Raw genomic sequence first — 17,183 nt, 5'->3', positions numbered from 1 at the left:
TGGGAGGTGGCCCAGCGGTCTATACCCGAGATCTGGCACATGACCGGGCAGGTGGATATCGTCCACGGCCTCTACTACCTGCTGATACACACCGTGTTCGAGGTCTTCGGAGCGAACCTGGCGGGGCTGCGGCTGCCCTCGGTGCTGGGTGCGCTCATCGCTGCGGCGACCACCGCGGCAATCGGCCGCAGGCTCGCCGGCCCCATGGGCGGCCTCTCGGCAGGTCTGGTGCTGGCCTTGCTGCCGGTGATGCAGCGGTACGCGCAGGAGGGGCGCTCCTTCGCGCTGGTGGCTGCCGGAGTGGCGGTGGCAACCTGGCTGCTGGTCGGGGCGGTGTTCCCGGCGGGCCCTGCCGGGAACACCGCCCCGCGCGACGGGCGTGGGCGCAAAACCGCATGGGCGTGGCGCTGGGGTGCCTATACGGCGGTCATGCTCGCTACCGCACTGCTCAACTGGTTTTCGCTCTTCGCGTTGGCGGCTCACGGCGCGACCGTCCTGATCTGCAGGCGCGGCAGCCAACGTGCCTTGCTGACAGGGTGGTTGGTGACAGCCGCCGTGATCGTGGCGGGAACGCTGCCACTCGCACTCGCCAGCCGTCTGCAGGCGAAGCAGGTGGCATGGATACCGTCGGTCTCGGCCGCCAGCTTGCTGGGGGTGACCGCGATGCTGGTCGTCGCCCTGGTATGCGCCCGAGTGCCGCGCGGCGTGCGTACCGTTCCGTCGCCGGTCTCGGTGGGGCTGTCACTGCTCGCCGTCCCGCAACTCGGGCTGCTGCTGGCCTCCTGGCTCGTCAAGCCGCTCTATGTCGACCGCTACGTACTCTTCGCATACATCGGGCTGTCGCTGCTCGTCGGTCCCGCCGTCGCCCGGGCGGTGCAGGCGGCGCTGTCGTACGGCCGGGCCCGCGGCCGTCGCTGGGGACGGGTGCGTGGCGAGACGCTGCTCGCCGGGGTCGTGGCGGTCGTGTTCCTGGCGCTGCTGCCCTTGGAGTTGGGCCTTCGGGCACCGAAGAGCAGGACGGACGATGTGCGGGTTGCCGCCGACAAGGTCGCGGCGCTGGCCGGCACAGGTGATGGCGTCGTGTTCATACCCGACCAGCGGCGTGACGCCGCACTCGTCACACCGTCCTCGTTCAGCGGGCTCGACGATCTCGCGCTGGCCAAGGGCCCGGTCGCTTCCGGAACCCTGTATGGCGTAGAGGCCGCACCCGAACGCATACGGGCCGCCATGCTGACCCACAAGCGCATCGTCGTGGTCAGCGACAGCAGTTCCTCCCCGGAGGCGTCAACGCCTCGCGACCTGGCCAAACTCACCACACTCGCCCAGCACTTCACCCTCATCACCTCCGGCGAGGCCGGGGGACGCCGGGTGACGGTGTACGAGAGGACGCGGTGAGGGCTGGGTTGAGAAGCCGTATCTCAACCGTTCATGGAACGCGCAGGTCGAACAGGTTTCCCGCCGGGGTGATCTTCCCGTTGCGCGTGCATGAGGGCAGGGCCCCTCGGTAGCTCGGGGATGCGAATCTGACCGAGCAATGCCGGGAGGCCCTGGTGTCGTTGTTGTACGCGTCCGAGCCCGTCCAGTTCAACTCGGCTGCCCCATCGTGTGATTGCCTCGCGCATGTGTACGGCAACGCGGCCGACCATACCGATCGGGTACGCCGGTATCCGTCGGACATGACGGACGCGGAGTGGGCGGCCGTCCGGCCGTTGCTTCGGGTTCCGGCCTGGCTCCAGGGGCGGGGCGGACAGCCCGAGGGCTACTGCCATCGCCAGATGCTGGACCAATGCCACGAAGTTACCGACTTCGGCGTTTCGGGGTCTGGATCTGTGTCGGGACCGGTGACGCGCCGCGTCCGGGCTGGTACGCCGGAGGCATGCGGTATCCGGACGGGGGCGGGCTGACCTCCGAGCAGCGCAGGCGCCGCGAAGAGGTACGGATGCGAGCCGTTGACCTCTTCGAGGAAGGCGTGGAAGTCCCGTTCATCGCTTGGGAGTTACGGGTGAGCGAGAAGTCGGTCTACCAGTGGCGCCGTACCTGGAGGGCGGACGGACGCGAGGCGCTGCGTTCCAGAGGTCCCGCCGGCCACGGCTGCCGGCTCGGTCCCCACCTGCAGGCCAGGCTCGCGGCATGGCTCGACGAGGGGCCGGCCGCGCACGGCTGGATGGACGACCAGGTGTGGACCGCTGCAAGGGTACGCACGCGCCCAAGGGCCGCACCTGGGGGCGACGCGGCATCACCCCGAGAGTCAAGGTCTCCGCCCGCAGCCGGGGACGGCTCTCGGTGGCCGGGCTGCTGTGCTACCGGCCGGGCCTGCCCGCCCGTCTGTGCTACCGGCTGCGTCGGCATACCGGCCGCAAGGGCGAGCGTCGCTCGCTGGGCGAGACGGACTACATTCGCCTGCTGGACGGCGCCCACCAACTACTGAAGGCCCCGCTAATCGTGGTGTGGGACCGGCTGAGCACGCACATCTCCAAGACGATGCAGGCACTCGTTGCCGAACGGGACTGGCTGACAGTGGTCCTGCTGCCCGGGTATGCGCCCGACCTCAACCCGGTGGAGGGCCTGTGGGCGCACATCAAGCGGAGCCTGGCCAACCTAGCTGCCCGCACCCTGAGCGAGTTGGAGACTCTGCTCCGCAGTCGGCTCAAGGCGCTGCAGTACCGACATGGCGTCCTCGGCGGATTCCTCGCCGGGACGGGGCTCACTCTCGATGGACGAGGAGGACCCTAATAGGCCGAAGTCAGCAAACGCCGGCATCGAATGAGGTGACTGGATGACGGCTATGCGGTGTCGTAGCTGTGGAAGATCAATGAGCAGCGTTCACACGACTCAGTCCGGGCGCGCTCTGCCCTCGGTGCCGTTGCCGGCGACTGTCAGACCCGGACCGCCCACACGGCGCACGGTTGCTCCGAGCTCGGCGACCTATGTGGTCACAGCACCGGCGGATCGTCCGGAGCGCCGCCGCGATCCGGGAGCCGTCCAGGTCGACGGCTGACGACGGCAGTCGGCAGGGTCGGTAGGTCGGACCGGCACATTGGGTCGTCGTGACCGATGCCCGGGGCGGTGACCGGGGCCTAGGTTCGGACTGTCCTCGTCGGTCGCCGCCCGCGCCCCGACGGCCAACCAGCGACAACCGAAAGGCGGCCCATGCGCCGGCTCACCTACTACATCGGCTGCAGCCTCGACGGCTTCATCGCCGGACCGGACGGGGAGACCGACTCCTCCGGCTTCGAAGGCGACCTGAAGGACGCGATCCTCACCGAGTACCCCGAGACGATTCCCGGCCACGCCCGTGAGGCACTGGGTCTGGCCGACGTGCCCAACAAGGTCTTCGACACGATCCTGATGGGACGCGCCACCTACGATCCCGCCCTGCGGATCGGCGTCACCAGCCCCTATCCGCACCTGCGGCAGTACGTCTTCTCCTCCACCCTGCCCCGGACCGACCCCGAGGTGGAGGTGGTGTCGGGGGACCCGGTGGAGCTCGTCCGCGACCTCAAGCGGCAGCCGGGCGCGGGCATCTGGCTGTGCGGCGGGGCGAGCCTGGCCGGGCAACTGCTGGGCGAGATCGACGAACTGGTGGTGAAGCGCTACCCGGTGGTGTTCGGCAGCGGCATCCCGCTGTTCCGCGCCCCCTTCGCCCCCGCCGACTGGCTGCTCCGCGACTCCCGGGTCTTCCTCACCGGCGCCACCTTGACCAGCTACGTCCGACGCTAGGAGCATCGATGCTGTTTCGACCCACGACCGCGGCCGAGGTCGACCGCGTCGCCGCGGTGACGGTCCCCGCACCCGTCGGCTGGATCGACGCCGACCGTTACCGGGATGAGCTCGGACAGGGAATGTACCGACCGGAGTGGACCTGGGTCGCCGAGGACGGCGACGGCCGGCTGCTGGCCCGCGCCCTGTGGTGGGGCCGGGCGGACAGCGCCCACCCGGTTGCTCTGGACTGCCTGCACGTCGACCCCGGGGCGGGCGACCGGGCCCGGGTGGCGGCCCGGCTGCTCACCGCCGGGCTGCAGGCGTTCGCCGCCGCGGGCGCGCCGAAGCCGCCGCTGTACATCCTGAGGCTGCCGGTCGGTTGGCACGACGACCCGGCGGCTGCGGACGCGGTGGCCTGGCGCCGGACCGCCGCGCGGGCCACCGGCCTCAGCCACGAGGTGGAGCGACTGCAGCTGCAGTGGACCAGCGGCGATCCGCTGCCGGGAGGCGAGGGCCGGCTCACCTTCGCCCCGGCCTCCGACGAGGAGTTCCTCGGGATGTTCCGGCGGATCGCGATCGGCAGCCTGGACGACGAGACCCGCCGGAAGGTCGCCGCGATGGGCGTCGAGGCGGCCGCCCGAGAGGAGTTGGAGTTCTACCTCGGCTGCCCGGGCGAGCGGGACTGGTGGCGGCTGGCGTACGGCCCCGACGGGGGGCTCGCCGGACTGGCGATCCCCTCCGCGACGCCTTACGCCCGTAACGTCGGATTCCTCGGCGTGCTGCCCGAGTTCCGCGGCCGCGGCTATGTGGACGACCTGCTCGCCGAGGTCACCCGGAGCCATGCGGAGGCGGGCGCCGAGCTGATCACCGCCACCACCGACACCGGGAACGCACCGATGGCGGCGGCCTTCGCCCGGGCCGGCTACCGGACCACGGAGATCCGGATGATCTGGTCGGCGCCGGTGGCCGATCAGGAGCGAGCGCCGTAGCCGCAGCGGTCGCCGCCCCGGGGTGCGTCACCGGTCCGTCCCGCCCGGTCCGCGTACAGTGACGATCAACGAGGCCCGACGGTGGCCGGGTTGGCGGATCCGGGGGCACGGATGCAGGGACGCGACGAGGAGCTGCGGCGGATCGAGCTGATGCTCGCCGACGCCCTGCACGGCCAGAGCGGCGCCCTGCTGCTGCACGGCGAGGCCGGCATCGGCAAGACCGCGCTCCTCGAACACGCCGCCGCCCGCGCGCAGGGCCTGCGGGTGCTGCGCGTCGAGGGCATCGAGTCCGAGATGGAGCTGGGCTTCAGCGGACTGCACCAACTCGTCCTGCCGATCCTTCAGGTACTCGACCGGCTGCCCGCCCCGCAGGCCCGGGCGCTGCGCTCGGTCTTCGGTCTCGTCGACGCGCCGGTGCGGGACCGGCTGACGGTCGCCCTCGCCACGCTGTCCGTCCTCGCCGAGGCCGCCGCCGACACGCCCCTGCTGTGCCTCGTCGACGACCTGCAGTGGCTGGACCAGCCGTCCGTGGACGTGCTGGCGTTCGCCGCGCGCAGGCTGAGCGCCGAGGGCGTCGCGATGCTCTTCGCCGCCCGCGGCGACTCGCCGGGCAGCACGGCGCGGGCGCTGCCCACGTTGCACGTCACCGGCATCGACCGGACCACGGCCGCGGCGTTGCTGCCCGGGCTCGCGCCGCACGTCGCCGAGCAGATCATCGACCAGGCGCAAGGCAATCCGCTGGCGCTGCGGGAGCTGTCCGCAGCGCTCACCCCGGCGCAGCGGTCCGGTCAACTGGGGCCGCTGGTGCTGCCGGAGGCACCGTCGGCGCTGCCGAGTCGGCTGCAGGAGGCGCTCACTGAGCGGGTCCGCCGGCTGCCCGAAGCCACCCGTCGGATCCTCACGGTGACCGCCGCCGACGACACCGGGGACCTGACCGTGGTGCTGGCGGCGGCGGCCCGGTGCGGGGGGTCGGTCGACGATCTGACGCCCGCCGAGCAGGCCGGACTGCTGGCCGTCTCCGGCGCGGGGCTGCGTTTTGGACATCCGCTGGTCCGGTTCGCCGCCTACCGGCACGTCCCGCTCGCGGAGCGCATCGCGGCGCACCGGGCATTGGCGGAGACACTGGACGGCGCCGGGCACGCGCACCGCCGGGCCTGGCACCTTGCCGCGGCGGCCACCGGACCGGATGAGCAGGTGGCAGCGGAGCTGGAGCGGGTCGCCGAGTGGGCGGGCAGCCGGCAGGCGATGGCGTCGGCCTCCGCCGCCTACGAGCGGGCCGCACAGCTCACCGCGGACCCGGCGCTGCGGGCGAGGCTTCTGATCGGCGCGGCGCAGCGGGCCAGCGAGGCCGGACAGGACGAGCGCTGCGGCGCCCTCGCCGACCAGGTGCCGCAGCCGCTGCAGGACCCCGGCATGGCGGCGGACTTCGCCCGGGTGCGGGCCGTGGTCGAGCTCGGCTTCGGCAGCCCGGCGCGGGCCGCCCGGATCCTCGCCGAGGGCGCGGACGCGACCGCCGCGGAGCGCCCCGACAAGCTCCCCGTGCTGCTGACGGACGCGCTGCACGCGGCGTTCGCCGCGGGGAACGCGGCGCTGATCGCCCAGATCGCGGCCCGCGCGCCCGGTCTGCCGGTCCTCGCGGTGCCGGTGCACGTCTTCGCCGACGCGGCGGCCACCCGGCGCAATGACGGGGATGCGGCCGCGGACGGCGTCCCTGCTGCCCCTGCTGCCCCCGCTCTCCGCGGCGCGCGGCAGCCGCTCGCCGAGCTGGTGACCGCCTGCGACCGCGCCGAAGTCAGCCTGATGGACCGGCTGATGACCGGGCACTACTGCCACCTGCTCGCCGACCACGCGACCGCGCACCGGGTCGCCTCCGCCGCCGTGGCGCACTGCCGCGACCGCGGCGTCGGCGGCTGGCTGCCCACCACGCTGCACCTGCTCGCCCAGGTAGAGCTCGCGCTCGGCCGGCGCGATGACGCCCACTCGCACGCCGCCGAGGCGCTCCGACTCGCCGACTACTACGACCTCGACCACCGGGTTGCCCACCTGCGCGCCCTGCTCGCCGTGCTGGCCGCTGCCCGCGGAGAGGAGGACCGCACCCGTGAACTCGCCCACCGGGCCCTGGAATACACCCGCCCGCGGGGCGTCGGCCGGGGCACCGCCGACGCACTGTGGGCGCTGGGCCTGCTCGACCTCGGCTCCGGGCAGGGCCAGCGGGCACTGGACCGGCTGGAGGCGGCGCAGGATGCGGCCGGTCACCCGCTGATGGCTCGCCACCTGCTGCCCGACCTGGTCGAGGCTGCCGTGCGGGCCGGCCGCCCGGAGCGGGCGAAGGCACCCGCGAAGGCCCTCGCGGCCTGCGCGGACGCCCTCCGGCAGCCCGCGGTCGGCGCGCAGTCCCGCCGCTGCCGGGCCCTGATCGGACCGGATTCCCGGGCCGAGGAGCACTACCTCGCCGCTCTCGACCTGCACCCGATCGACGACAGCTTCGAACGGGCCCGCACCGAGCTGCTCTACGGCGAGTGGCTGCGCCGCCAGCGCCGCAAGCTCGACGCGCGCGACCGGCTGCGCGCCGCACTGGAGCGCTTCGACCGAGTGGGCGCGCAGCCGTGGGTGCGGCGGGCCCGGACCGAGCTGCGGGCAGCTGGCGGACACCACGACCCGACGCTCGCCCCGAACTCGCCGATCGCGCGGCTGAGTCCACAGGAGCGCGAGGTGGCGTGGCTCGCCGCGACCGGCGCGACCAACCGGGAGATCGCCACCCAGCTGCTCCTGAGCCCGCGCACGGTGGGGCACCACCTCTACCGGGCGTTCCCCAAGCTCGGCATCAGCTCCCGCACCCAACTCGCCGACGTGCTCGGTGGGTAGCCGGTGCGGGCAGAAGCACCGGTCCCGACTCAGAACCAGACCCCGAAACGCCGAAGTCAGTAACGGCTCGTTGGCGGTGTCAAGGCGTCGGGGAGTGTGATCTCGTAGGTGGTCGGTGCCGTGCGGGTGAGCCGGCCGTTGCGGGCCCAGTAGCAGAGTTGTGCGGTGAGGCTGCTGAGGGGGCGCCCCGTGGTGGCGAGGCCGAGGTGCTGTGCGATGTCGCGGGTGTGCATGGCATGGTTGGAGTTCGCGGCCATGATCCGGCAGACCTGGCTCCAGCGGCCGGAGAGGACCCGGCTCGGGTCCTGCGCGCCGGGCAGGGCCGGTGGGTGCACGGTGATCTCGATGACGGTGATCGGGGCGCAGTCGCGTGGACGCCCGTCGCGGTTCCATATGTTGTAGCGGGAGGTTCCGCACTTGACGATGCGGGCGGGCAGCCGCATCCGGCGCCCGGGAAGCAGCGCGCGCAGGACGCGGGCGCCGATGTGTCCCACCAGGTCGGAGCAGCTACTCGGCTCTGAGGCTGTGGTCGCTCCGACGAGGCTGACGACCGTGTCAAGGGCGCCCTCCAGAGCGACGGTGAAGCCAGCCCGGTCGGGATCGCAGCCGGGCATTGTCTCCACCGCGGTCACCATCATCGAGCGCAGGGCCTGGTAGAGGGTGAGCAGTCACCACATCTCCTGGTTGAGACCCATCGGGTCCTTCGAGCGTAGAACTCGGCCTTTGAGCAGGGTGTGACGTAGCGCCAGGTAGGTGATCTCGATCTCCCAGCGTTCGTGGTAGAGGCGCACCAGGTGGTCCGCGGGATCGGTGCGGTGGTCGCTGAGCGTGGTCAGCAGGCGGTAGGTCCCGCCGAAGTCGGCGCCGTCGGCGGTGCGGGAGTGGACCTCGGCCTCGATCACCCGCAGCGGGAGGCCCCCGATCCGGGTCAGGTAGGAGCCGTCGGGCAGCAGCGCCAGCACCTGCGGGCGTCGGACGCCGGTGGCGCGAATCAGAAATTGCGCCCCCTGAGCCGCGATGTCTGCGAGCAGTTCGTTGCTGTCGAAGGCGCGGTCCGCCAGAAGGAGCGTGTCCGAGGTCAGGTGGCCGACCAGGTCCCGGGCGTAATCAGTCTCGCCCTTGGAGGCGGGGCCGAAGATAGCTGCGATCAGGCCGCGGGTGCCTGTTTCGCACAGGGTCATGAGCATCAGCCGGGGGGGATGCAGAAGGCCAGGTTGTGCCCGCCGTTGGTTTTTTTGACCAGAGTAATCGTCAAGACCTGTGGATCAGTTGATCGCTTCAGCTTGCGTTGGCGGCGCGGCCTGAAGGTGCTGGACGGCCTCGGCTGCGGTGTAGGAGGAGGCGAAGGTGAACGCGCGGGGGGACGGTCCGTGGGCCCGCAGGTCCGCCAGCCGCTCCAGGGCCTCGTCGACGGTCGGGAGGTGGCCGACCGGGACCCACCAGAGCACCAGGTGCGCCTCGACGGGCCGTTCAAACCATTCGCGGCGCCGCTGCATGGCCTCCAGGTGCCCGCTGCGGTAGGTGAAGTCCCACAGGGCTTCCTGCGTCTCCCACACCGACAGGGTGACGATGACGTCGTCGCCCGCCGGGCGCAGGCCGGTGGCGTCGGCCGCCCCCTCCTCCACGAGCCGCCACACGAAGCCGGGCGCGGCGTCGGCGGAGGCGTTGACCGGGTCGAGCATCTCGACGAACGGCGCCGTGCGCGGATCGTCAAGGGGGTGTCGGAGCTTGGCGACGTTGAGGTGGGCGAGGTGGGCGGCATGCACGGATGCGGTCATGACCTCATCCCAGCACGGCCCCCATTTCTATGTCAATCAATGTTGTTTTTAGAATTCTCGACCACCACGCAGCACTCCCCCGGCCGGGGGTCCATGCGGGCGCGGACGGGGCCGTCCGTGCCGAACATCCCCTCCAGCAGCGCGAGATTCATGCCGCAGACCAGTGGCGGGAAGCGTTCAGCGACGGCATGGAAGGGGCAGTTGCGCATACGAACGACACTTGCGGCCGCCCCCGACACCCCTTTGGCGTCTTCGGCGCCTTCCAGGTGTGGTTCGTAGCCGCGAGCGGCCAGCATCTCCATGGCCTCTTCAAGACCACCGCAGGGCGCCGCCGAGCCACGCAGGACCTCACCCCGGCGGCGCGCCGCCGCACACAGCCCGGCATCCAGCCCGGCCTGCTCGGCCGCCTCGGCGAGCAGCTCGGCGGCAGTGCGGTAGTCGCGGGCGGGCAGCGACACCGACAGCTCCGCCTGCGCCCGCGTGTACACCTTGGCAGGACGGCCCGCCCCCGGCCCCGAGCGGCCCGACAGACGGCGGCTGCCGATCTCCAGCAGCCCGACCTCGGCCAGCCTGTCCAGATGGTGCGCAGCCAGCGTGCGCGCAACCCCGGCCGCCTCGGCGGCCTCGTTGCGCCCGACCTCGCGTCCCTGCGCCGCCACGTACTCGTACAGGCGACGCCGCACCGGATCCTGCAACGCCGCGATCGCGTCGATGTCCTCCACCCGGCCATTCTAGGAACAACACAGGTTGGAGATAGAACGGCGGACCCGACCCCGGCCAGCGTGCCCGACTCACGTGGCCTATCTGGGATGCAGGTGGCGTGCCCGTTTGATCCGGGACCTGGGGGTGCGGGCGTTCTCGCTCCATCCCGGCGTCATCGCCACTGCACTGGCACGTCACATCCCCCGCATGGACGGCCTGTACTGCGAGGACTGCGACATCGCCGAACCCGCACCGAGCGACGCCGTACTGACCAGTGGCGTGCGGGACTACGCGACCGGCCGGGAACAAGCCGCACGCCTGTGGAGGCTCTCGGCCGAACTCACCGGCGTCGACGCGTTCTCGGCAACCAGCTGAACGGCCGGGGCTTCAAGAGGTCCGAACAAAGGCGTTGGACGTGTCTGTAGGTGATGAGACATGTAGCGAGCCCGAGGAAGGCTTCATGGATGTCGTCCCGTCGCTCCCACCGGATACGCAGGCGACGGAAGCCGTGCAGCCAGGCGATCGTTCGTTCGACGACATATCGGAAGATGCCCAGGCCGGAGCCGTGTGGCTCGCCTCGCCGCACGATCACGGGACGGATGCCGCGCTGCCACAGCAGACGCCGGTACTTGTCGTGGTCGTAGCCACGGTCGGCGAGCAGTGCGTCGGTCCGTCGCCGGGGCCGGCCGACAACCCCCGCGACGGCGGGGATCTTGTCGAGCAGAGGCAGAAGCTGGGTGACATCGTTACGGTTGCCGCCGGTCAGCGACACCGCGAGCGGGATGCCCCGGGCGTCGGTGACGACGTGGTGCTTACTGCCCGGCCGTGCGCGACCGACCGGACTGGGACCGCTTTGGGGCCCCTGCGAGCCGCCCGCACATGGGAAGAGTCGATCACCGCCCGGGACCAGTCCAGCTTCTTCGCCGACCGCAGCTTCTTCAGCAGCAGCAGATGCAGTTGGTCCCGCACCCCGGCCGCGTTCCAGGCAGCCAGCCGCCGCCAGCAGGTCATGACCGAACCGAAGTCCAGCTCCTGCGGCAGGTACTCCCACTGGATACCGGTGTGCAGCACGAACAGGATCCCGCACAATGCCCGCCGGTCTGGCACCCTCGGCCGTCCCTCAACCAGCTTCGGCCCCGGCTTGGGCAGCAACGGCTCGACCAACGCCCACAGTTCATCCGACACCACCCACGGCCGCGACTGACGCTTCCCCACGACCAGACCAACGAGCGGATAAGCCAGCAGTCGCATGATCAACCACTTCTGTTAGGACTTCTACCTAGAGCCGACGCAGTCCGCTGAGCACCCGCTCCATCAGCACGCAATCCGGGGTGGGGGTGCCGTTGGTGGTGGCGGTCTGGTGCACGGTGATCAGTCCGCACTCCGCCATGTCACCGAGCAGTACTTTGGCCACCCCGAGGGGGATCGTGAGCAGCGCGGCCACCTCGGCCACCGACACCGGCTGTCCGCACAGCCCGATCACCGCGCGGTACTCGGTCTGCGCGATGGCGGTGGAGCGGTAACCCAGCTCGGTGGCCGTCACCAGGGTCTCGATCTCGAAGTGGTGGTTCGACCTGGTCCGGCCGCCCGTCCAGGTGTAGGCGCGGACGATCGAGGCCGCGTACTGGTCGGTGTCCTGGTGCTGGTACTCGGGCGTCCAGGCGCTGAGCGGGTCGGCGGGCGGGGCGGCCTCCGGGGAGCCCGGCGACGGATGCGTCGGCAGGCGGTCCGTCTCCTGGGTAGGTGCGGCCTCGGGTCGGTCGCCGGGCTCGGAGCGTTTCCGCCTGCGTCGCGCGTTGTCCCAGCTGAACGCGTTGAGCACGTCGGCGAACGTCTGGTCGTCCTCCGGCCCCTGATCCTCCCCAGGGGTTCCGAAGGGGCCTCCACCAGTGCTCATGGTCGCCCTATCCAGGCTGCTGAGCGGCGGCCTGGTTCAGTTCGTACAACTCGGCGCGTAGTTCCGGGGTCAGGATCTCGCCCACCTGGTCGACGAGTACGGTCATCTCGTAGGCAATCTGGCCGATCTCGCAGTCCGGCGCCGCCAGCACCGCGAGGCACGAGCCGTCTTTGATCAACATGAGGAGCATGATCCCGTTTTTCATCTGGACGACGGTCCGACGTACGTCACCGGTCTCGAAACAGCTGGCAGCGCCCTGGATCAGGCTGACGGCGCCTGCGGCGATCGCGGCGAGCTGCTGGGCATGGGCGTCCGGCATCCGGTTCGACGCGGTCAGCATCAACCCGTCGACCGAGACCACCACGGCGTGTGCCACGTTGGGCACGCGCTCGGTGAAGTTGGTGACCAGCCATCCGAACTGGCTCACCTGCCGGAGCTGGGGTGCGGTCATGGGATCGTTCTCCTGCCGGACTCGTCGGGGTGCTGGTGTCACGTCTCATCGGGGCGAGCCTGACGGATTCCTGCCTGGTAGCTGTTGAGGAATCCGCGGGTCTGGCCGGCGTCCTGACTTACGCGCACGTCATCGCTCACAGGTACGTCGCCGACGCCACCGGCGCGCGGTGCGGCCAGCCCCGGTGCCAGGTTCGCGCGCGGCACCCGCTTGGGCAGTCCGACCCGCGTGTGGTCGGCTGCCTCCGCGGCGCCCGTCGGCTCGGCCGCGGGCGATCGGCGCGGCGCGGCGGGTTTGGAGGGGCCTGCGGTGGGCTGTGGTTGCGGGGGGTCCAGGGGCTGTGCCGCGGGCGGGCGGGCCGACCCGGCCGCGAACCAGGAGAATCCGTCGGTGTCTTGTGACGCTGCCGGGCCGCCCGCGTTCGCGGCGGGCTGTGCGGGTGCGCGTGCGATGTCCTGAGGGCCGGCCCCGGGCCGCTCCGGCGTGGCCGGCCGGAACCAGGAGGTGGCGGCGTCGCGTGGGTCTGCGGTTCCGGACGGCGTCGGAGGCACCGGCCGGTGCATGGCGTCCTGGAGGGTGTGGCAGTTCACCGGTGTCCCGTTCGCGGGGCCGCTGTCGGTGACGTCGGGCGCGTCCTGGGTGACGTCCGCCACGTCCTCGGTGACGGGTGGTGTGGGCGGGCATGGCGCGGACAGGGTCGCGAACGAACCGGTGTCGGCCAGGCGGTCCGGCTCGGCGGCGTCGGGATTGGACCCGGAGGTCGGGGCGGAGTCGTCGACGCGGGCTGTGGCGGTCACCCGGCCATCGCCCCGGCGCGGCAACGGGGGTGCGGTGACCGTATCGGTCGCCCGGAGTGCCGCCACCCGCGAGGCGGACTTGGTGTCCGGCGTGCTCAGCGGGGTTCCCGCTTGGCCCACGGTGCTTGAGGCCTCATCCTTCATCAGTCCGGCCGGTACGAGCACCAAGGCCCGTAGACCGCTGCCCTTCTGGTCCATCGTCAGCTTCACGCCGATGCCGTGCCGAGTCGCCAGCCGGCCGACCACGAACAGGCCCATCTGCCGCGAGGTGGGCACGTCCGCAGAAGAGCCCACTGCCACCCGCCGGTTGGCCTCGGCCAGTTCGGCGTCGTTCATCCCGATGCCCTGGTCCAGGATGTCGATCAGCGCCGAACCGTCGCGCCGCCGGCTGCTGCCGATGACCACCTGGGTGTCCGGCGGGGAGAAGCTGGTGGCGTTGTCCATCAGCTCGGCGACCAGCCGCGCCAGGTCACCGGCCGCGTACCCGATCACCTCCAGGGGCGCCGGTAGTTGCACCACGACGCGCTGATAGTGCTCGATCTCGGAAACCGCGGCCCGCAGCACGTTGCCCAGCGGTACGAGCTGATCGAAGCGGCGGGCCAGCTCGCTGCCGGAGAGCACCATCAGGTTCTCGTTGTTGCGGCGCATCCGGGTCGCGAGGTGGTCGAGCTTGAACAGGTTGGCCAGCTGATCGGGGTCCTCCTCATGCCGTTCCAGCTGCTCCATCAGCCGCAACTGACGCTCCACCAGGCTCTGGCTGCGCCGGGAAAGGTTGACCAGGGTGTTCCGGAGATCGCTGCGCAGCGTGGCCTGCTCCACCGCCAGCCGCACGGCCTGGCCGTGTACCGCCTCGAATGCCCGCGCGAGCTCCCCGAACTCCTCGGTCGTGTGCACCGGCACCGACTCGACCACCGCGTTCGGTGTACGGCCCTCGCGGATGTTCGCGACCGCGGCCGGCAGCCGGTGCTCGGCCACATCCAAGGCGGTCGAGCGGAGTAGGACCAGCGACCGCAGCAGGTAGCGGCCGATCAGCACACCGATACCCACCGCGAGCAGCAGCACCGCCAGCAGGATCACGGACGCCGCCCCCGCCCGGTCGCTGGTTTGGTCCTGCAACCTGGCGGAGACCGTACGCAGGTCGTGGGCGAGCTGGAGCTGCGCCTTGTTCATCAGCTCGCCGGTTCGCTCGGAGCTGACCTTCCAGTCCTTGACCGGGATCTGCCACGAAGTGCCCCGCCCCGGGCCGTCGGACGCCTCCGGCTCGGACAGTGCGGCTTTCACCAGTTGGGCGCGCCGCTTGACGTCCGCACCGGTCACGGTTTCCTCGTAGGACTTCTCCTCCGCGGGGGTGGCCAAGGCCCGGAAGTCGGCGAGCTTGTCCCGCATCCTGGTGTCGGAGTCCTGTAGCGCCCGGCTGAGCTCCCGGTCCTCCATGCTGCCGCGCCTGGCCGCCTCCAGGAGGAGGACGTGCTGGAGGCTGATCTGCTCCTGGGCCACCTCCAGGTCGTACGACGCGGTGGCCGGCCGGGAGAGCTGGGGGTCGCCGAACTGGTTGACCAGGGCCTGGTCCAGATCCAGTGCACTCTTGATGACCGCGTTGTACTGCTCCGTGGCGCTCCAGACTGCGACCCTTCCCGAGTTCACCTGGCCGCGCAGCGCAGGCAACCGTCGCAGGAACGTGCCTGCCTCGTCGTACCGGGTCTTGGAGACCTGGTCGAGGTGGCAGTACTTGCCGGCCGTGCGCCTGACGGTCGCTCCGGCGTGATCGACGTCCAGGGCCTGCCGCCGGAGCGCGGCCCGGTCGAGGGGCGTGCGGTCGCCCAGGTTCTCGGCGGACAGGGTCCGCTCCTCCCGCAGCCCTCCGATCAACGTCGTCAGATCACCTCGCAGTTCGACCAGCTGCTGGATGTCCGCGTATTCCTCCGCGCTTGCGACCTCGTGCTGGATCTGCACCACTGACGAGGCGACGCCGAGCAGTGCCGGCACCGTCAGGACGGCGGCCAGCTTGACGGGCAGCCGCCAGTTCCGCCACTGCACGACAGCGGACCACCTCGGCACCCGGCGCACCCGCGGATACGCATGCCTTGCCGGGGTCACGAGAGGCGTCCCCCGCCCCTGAACTGGTGGCCTCGCCCCGACCGTTCACGAGGTGGTTCCAGGATGCGGACGTGTCCTGGAAGGGAAGCTTCGTCCCTTCCCTTCGTCTCGACGAGGTCCGCAGGACCGAGCCCACCACGCACTTTTTTGCATCCCCACTTCAGTTCTCGAACAACTGACGTTCCATCAGGGCTGATCCGTACCTGTACCGCCGCTACGCGCCTTCGTTCGATCCTGGTTCAGTCATCACCTTCACCGCGTCCCTATGCGTTCTCGGCCGGGACGGGGTCGGGTTGACTGCGGACCGCCGTCTCGGGTTCGTGGAACTTCGGATTCACCGCGCGCACCAGCTCGTTGGCCACGAATCCGACGCCGAGCAGCGCGATCATGATGGAGAACGAGAAGGCGTACATGCTCGGCCCGGTGTGCCCGGCCTGCTGTCTCATGTCCGCGATGGCGTCCACGATGGCCGGCCCCGCGACTCCGGCGACGGACCAGGCGGTCAGCAGCCGGCCGTGGATCGCGCCGACCTGGTAGCCGCCGAACAGGTCCTTCAAGTAGGCGGGGACGGTGGCGAATCCACCGCCGTAGAAGGACAGGATCACCATGGCGGCGCCGATGAACAGCGTCACGCTGCTGTTCTTGCCGAGCAGCAGCGTCAGGTACAGCAGAGCGCCGATGCCCAGGTACAGCCGATAGACGTTCTTGCGGCCGATCACGTCGGAGACCGACGACCACAGGATCCGGCCGGTCATGTTGGCCAGGGACAACAGCGCGACGAAGCCGGCGGCGGCTGTCGCGCTGACCGGGCTTGGCGTGTCCCGGAAGAAGTCCTGGATCATCGGCGCGGCCTTCTGAAGGATTCCGATCCCGGCCGTAACGTTCATGCACAGCACGACCCACAGCAACCAGAACTGCGGCGTGCGCACCGCATTCCTCGCGGATACGTTCGCGGTCGTCACGAGCCGCTTCCCGGCGTCCTCGGCGGGCCGCCAGCCGGCCGGCCGCCAACCCGAGGGCGGCACGCGCACGAGCAGCACGCCAAGCGTCATGAGGGCGGCGTAGGTCACGCCGTGCACGAGGAAGGTCTTCGCGATCCCACCCGTGTCGCTGCCGAAGGCGGAGAGCATCTGCGTCGACCAGGGAGAGGCGATCAGTGCGCCACCGCCGAAGCCCATGATCGCGGTGCCGGTGGCCATGCCCGGCCGGTCGGGGAACCACTTCATCAGGGTGGACACCGGCGAGATGTAGCCGATGCCCAGGCCTATCCCGCCGACGAAGCCATAGCCGAAGACCACCAGCCAGTAGGAGCGGGTGGCGACGCCGAGTGCGGCGATCAGGAACCCGGTGGAGAAGGCCACCAACGAGACGAACATGGCCCATCGCGGACCCCTGCTCTCGACGAGGGTGCCGCCGAAGGCCGCGGAGAGCCCCAGTACGAGAATGCCGACCTGGAACGGTAATGCGCTGGCCGCCCCCGAGATATGCAGCGCGCTCTCCAGGGGTAATTTGAAAACGCTCCAGGCATACACCTGACCTATCGACAGGTGGATCGCCAGCGCAGCCGGGGGCACCAGCCAACGACTCCATCCTGGTCGCGCGATGATGCGGGAATGCTCAAGGAGTCGCACCGGTGGTCTACCTCCCGGGCCTGGGCAGAAGTAATTGAAAGGCGAATTGCCTGGATGCATGTCCAGCGGTCAAGCGGTGGCGAGTGTAGGGCAACTGATCGCCCCTGCCAATGGTTTGACCTGTCTGCTGTCGAGTGTGGCGACGTTTACTGGAGGGGAACGCTCCGCGCGTAGAGCGGTACTTTCGGGCGATGTCGGACCACCGGCGACGATTGCCGGAGAACTGCTGACGATGGTTCGTCAGAAAGCAGCGTGATTCGCCCAGGCAATGGGT

General features: G+C 70.6%; 12 protein-coding genes and 3 pseudogenes. 6 read left to right on the top strand and 9 right to left on the bottom strand.

Annotated features, from left to right (window positions below; genetic code table 11):
• Positions 1-39 precede the first annotated feature (39 nt).
• The 5 genes and pseudogenes from GR130_RS18250 (at position 40) to GR130_RS18225 (ending at position 7,556) form a co-directional block, all read left to right on the top strand.
• The gene (locus tag GR130_RS18250) at positions 40-1,395 is read left to right on the top strand and encodes a glycosyltransferase family 39 protein (RefSeq protein WP_201305273.1); all 1,356 of its coding nucleotides are present in this window, start codon (positions 40-42) and stop codon (positions 1,393-1,395) included.
• A 481-nt stretch (positions 1,396-1,876) separates the two neighbouring features.
• Positions 1,877-2,733 (top strand): annotated as a pseudogene (locus GR130_RS41870) (transposase).
• A gap of 417 nt (positions 2,734-3,150) precedes the next feature.
• On the top strand, positions 3,151-3,720 hold the full coding sequence (locus tag GR130_RS18235) for a dihydrofolate reductase family protein (protein ID WP_159505711.1): 570 nt from the start codon (positions 3,151-3,153) through the stop codon (positions 3,718-3,720).
• 8 nt (positions 3,721-3,728) lie between these two features.
• On the top strand, positions 3,729-4,691 hold the full coding sequence (locus GR130_RS18230; RefSeq protein ID WP_159505710.1) for a GNAT family N-acetyltransferase: 963 nt from the start codon (positions 3,729-3,731) through the stop codon (positions 4,689-4,691).
• Positions 4,692-4,802: 111 nt separating this feature from the next.
• Positions 4,803-7,556, top strand: coding sequence for an ATP-binding protein (locus tag GR130_RS18225; protein ID WP_159505709.1), 2,754 nt, complete (start codon positions 4,803-4,805; stop codon positions 7,554-7,556).
• A gap of 56 nt (positions 7,557-7,612) precedes the next feature.
• Here GR130_RS18225 and GR130_RS40595 read toward each other — a convergent pair whose 3' ends face one another.
• From GR130_RS40595 to GR130_RS18210, 4 genes are all read right to left on the bottom strand, one after another.
• Positions 7,613-8,179, bottom strand: coding sequence for a hypothetical protein (locus GR130_RS40595; protein ID WP_236573157.1), 567 nt, complete (start codon positions 8,177-8,179; stop codon positions 7,613-7,615).
• Positions 8,180-8,224: 45 nt separating this feature from the next.
• On the bottom strand, positions 8,225-8,737 hold the full coding sequence (locus GR130_RS40590; RefSeq protein WP_236573155.1) for a transposase: 513 nt from the start codon (positions 8,735-8,737) through the stop codon (positions 8,225-8,227).
• Positions 8,738-8,821: 84 nt separating this feature from the next.
• Positions 8,822-9,334: a DUF3291 domain-containing protein gene (locus GR130_RS18215; RefSeq protein WP_159505708.1), complete on the bottom strand. Its 513-nt coding sequence runs from the start codon at positions 9,332-9,334 to the stop codon at positions 8,822-8,824.
• A 32-nt stretch (positions 9,335-9,366) separates the two neighbouring features.
• Positions 9,367-10,056, bottom strand: a complete 690-nt coding sequence (locus tag GR130_RS18210; protein ID WP_159505707.1) for a helix-turn-helix transcriptional regulator — start codon at positions 10,054-10,056, stop codon at positions 9,367-9,369.
• A gap of 103 nt (positions 10,057-10,159) precedes the next feature.
• Here GR130_RS18210 and GR130_RS18205 point away from each other — a divergent pair.
• Positions 10,160-10,411 (top strand): annotated as a pseudogene (locus GR130_RS18205) (oxidoreductase); the annotation flags it as partial.
• Here GR130_RS18205 and GR130_RS18200 read toward each other — a convergent pair.
• The 5 genes and pseudogenes from GR130_RS18200 to GR130_RS18180 all read right to left on the bottom strand — a co-directional run bounded on the left by GR130_RS18200 (position 10,377) and on the right by GR130_RS18180 (position 16,855).
• Positions 10,377-11,287, bottom strand: a pseudogene (locus GR130_RS18200) (IS5 family transposase). The pseudogenes GR130_RS18205 and GR130_RS18200 sit on opposite strands and share 35 nt — an antisense overlap.
• Positions 11,288-11,315: 28 nt before the next feature.
• Positions 11,316-11,933 carry a DUF742 domain-containing protein gene (locus GR130_RS18195; protein ID WP_201304920.1) on the bottom strand — a complete coding sequence of 206 codons (618 nt, stop codon included), beginning with the start codon at positions 11,931-11,933 and terminating at the stop codon, positions 11,316-11,318.
• Positions 11,934-11,940: 7 nt separating this feature from the next.
• Positions 11,941-12,384 (bottom strand): roadblock/LC7 domain-containing protein, encoded by a 444-nt coding sequence (locus GR130_RS18190; RefSeq protein WP_030063293.1) that lies wholly within the window; start codon positions 12,382-12,384, stop codon positions 11,941-11,943.
• Positions 12,385-12,422: 38 nt separating this feature from the next.
• Positions 12,423-15,218, bottom strand: coding sequence for a nitrate- and nitrite sensing domain-containing protein (locus tag GR130_RS18185; RefSeq protein WP_159505706.1), 2,796 nt, complete (start codon positions 15,216-15,218; stop codon positions 12,423-12,425).
• Positions 15,219-15,541: 323 nt separating this feature from the next.
• On the bottom strand, positions 15,542-16,855 hold the full coding sequence (locus tag GR130_RS18180) for an L-lactate MFS transporter (RefSeq protein ID WP_443043765.1): 1,314 nt from the start codon (positions 16,853-16,855) through the stop codon (positions 15,542-15,544).
• Between the last annotated feature and the right edge of the window lie 328 nt (positions 16,856-17,183).

The sequence above is a fragment of the Streptomyces sp. GS7 genome, assembly GCF_009834125.1.
Taxonomy (GTDB): domain Bacteria; phylum Actinomycetota; class Actinomycetes; order Streptomycetales; family Streptomycetaceae; genus Streptomyces.
Note: the sequence above shows the minus strand (reverse complement) of the source record. Positions and strands in the feature narration are given on the sequence as shown.

Bases quoted from the DNA above. Each gene is read 5' to 3' on its own strand.
- GR130_RS18250 (WP_201305273.1), top strand. From the start codon at position 40: ATGACCGGGCAGGTGGATATCGTCCACGGCCTCTACTACCTGCTGATA.
- GR130_RS18235 (WP_159505711.1), top strand. From the start codon at position 3,151: ATGCGCCGGCTCACCTACTACATCGGCTGCAGCCTCGACGGCTTCATC.
- GR130_RS18230 (WP_159505710.1), top strand. From the start codon at position 3,729: ATGCTGTTTCGACCCACGACCGCGGCCGAGGTCGACCGCGTCGCCGCG.
- GR130_RS18225 (WP_159505709.1), top strand. From the start codon at position 4,803: ATGCAGGGACGCGACGAGGAGCTGCGGCGGATCGAGCTGATGCTCGCC.
- GR130_RS40590 (WP_236573155.1), bottom strand. From the start codon at position 8,737: ATGACCCTGTGCGAAACAGGCACCCGCGGCCTGATCGCAGCTATCTTC.
- GR130_RS18215 (WP_159505708.1), bottom strand. From the start codon at position 9,334: ATGACCGCATCCGTGCATGCCGCCCACCTCGCCCACCTCAACGTCGCC.
- GR130_RS18195 (WP_201304920.1), bottom strand. From the start codon at position 11,933: ATGAGCACTGGTGGAGGCCCCTTCGGAACCCCTGGGGAGGATCAGGGG.
- GR130_RS18190 (WP_030063293.1), bottom strand. From the start codon at position 12,384: ATGACCGCACCCCAGCTCCGGCAGGTGAGCCAGTTCGGATGGCTGGTC.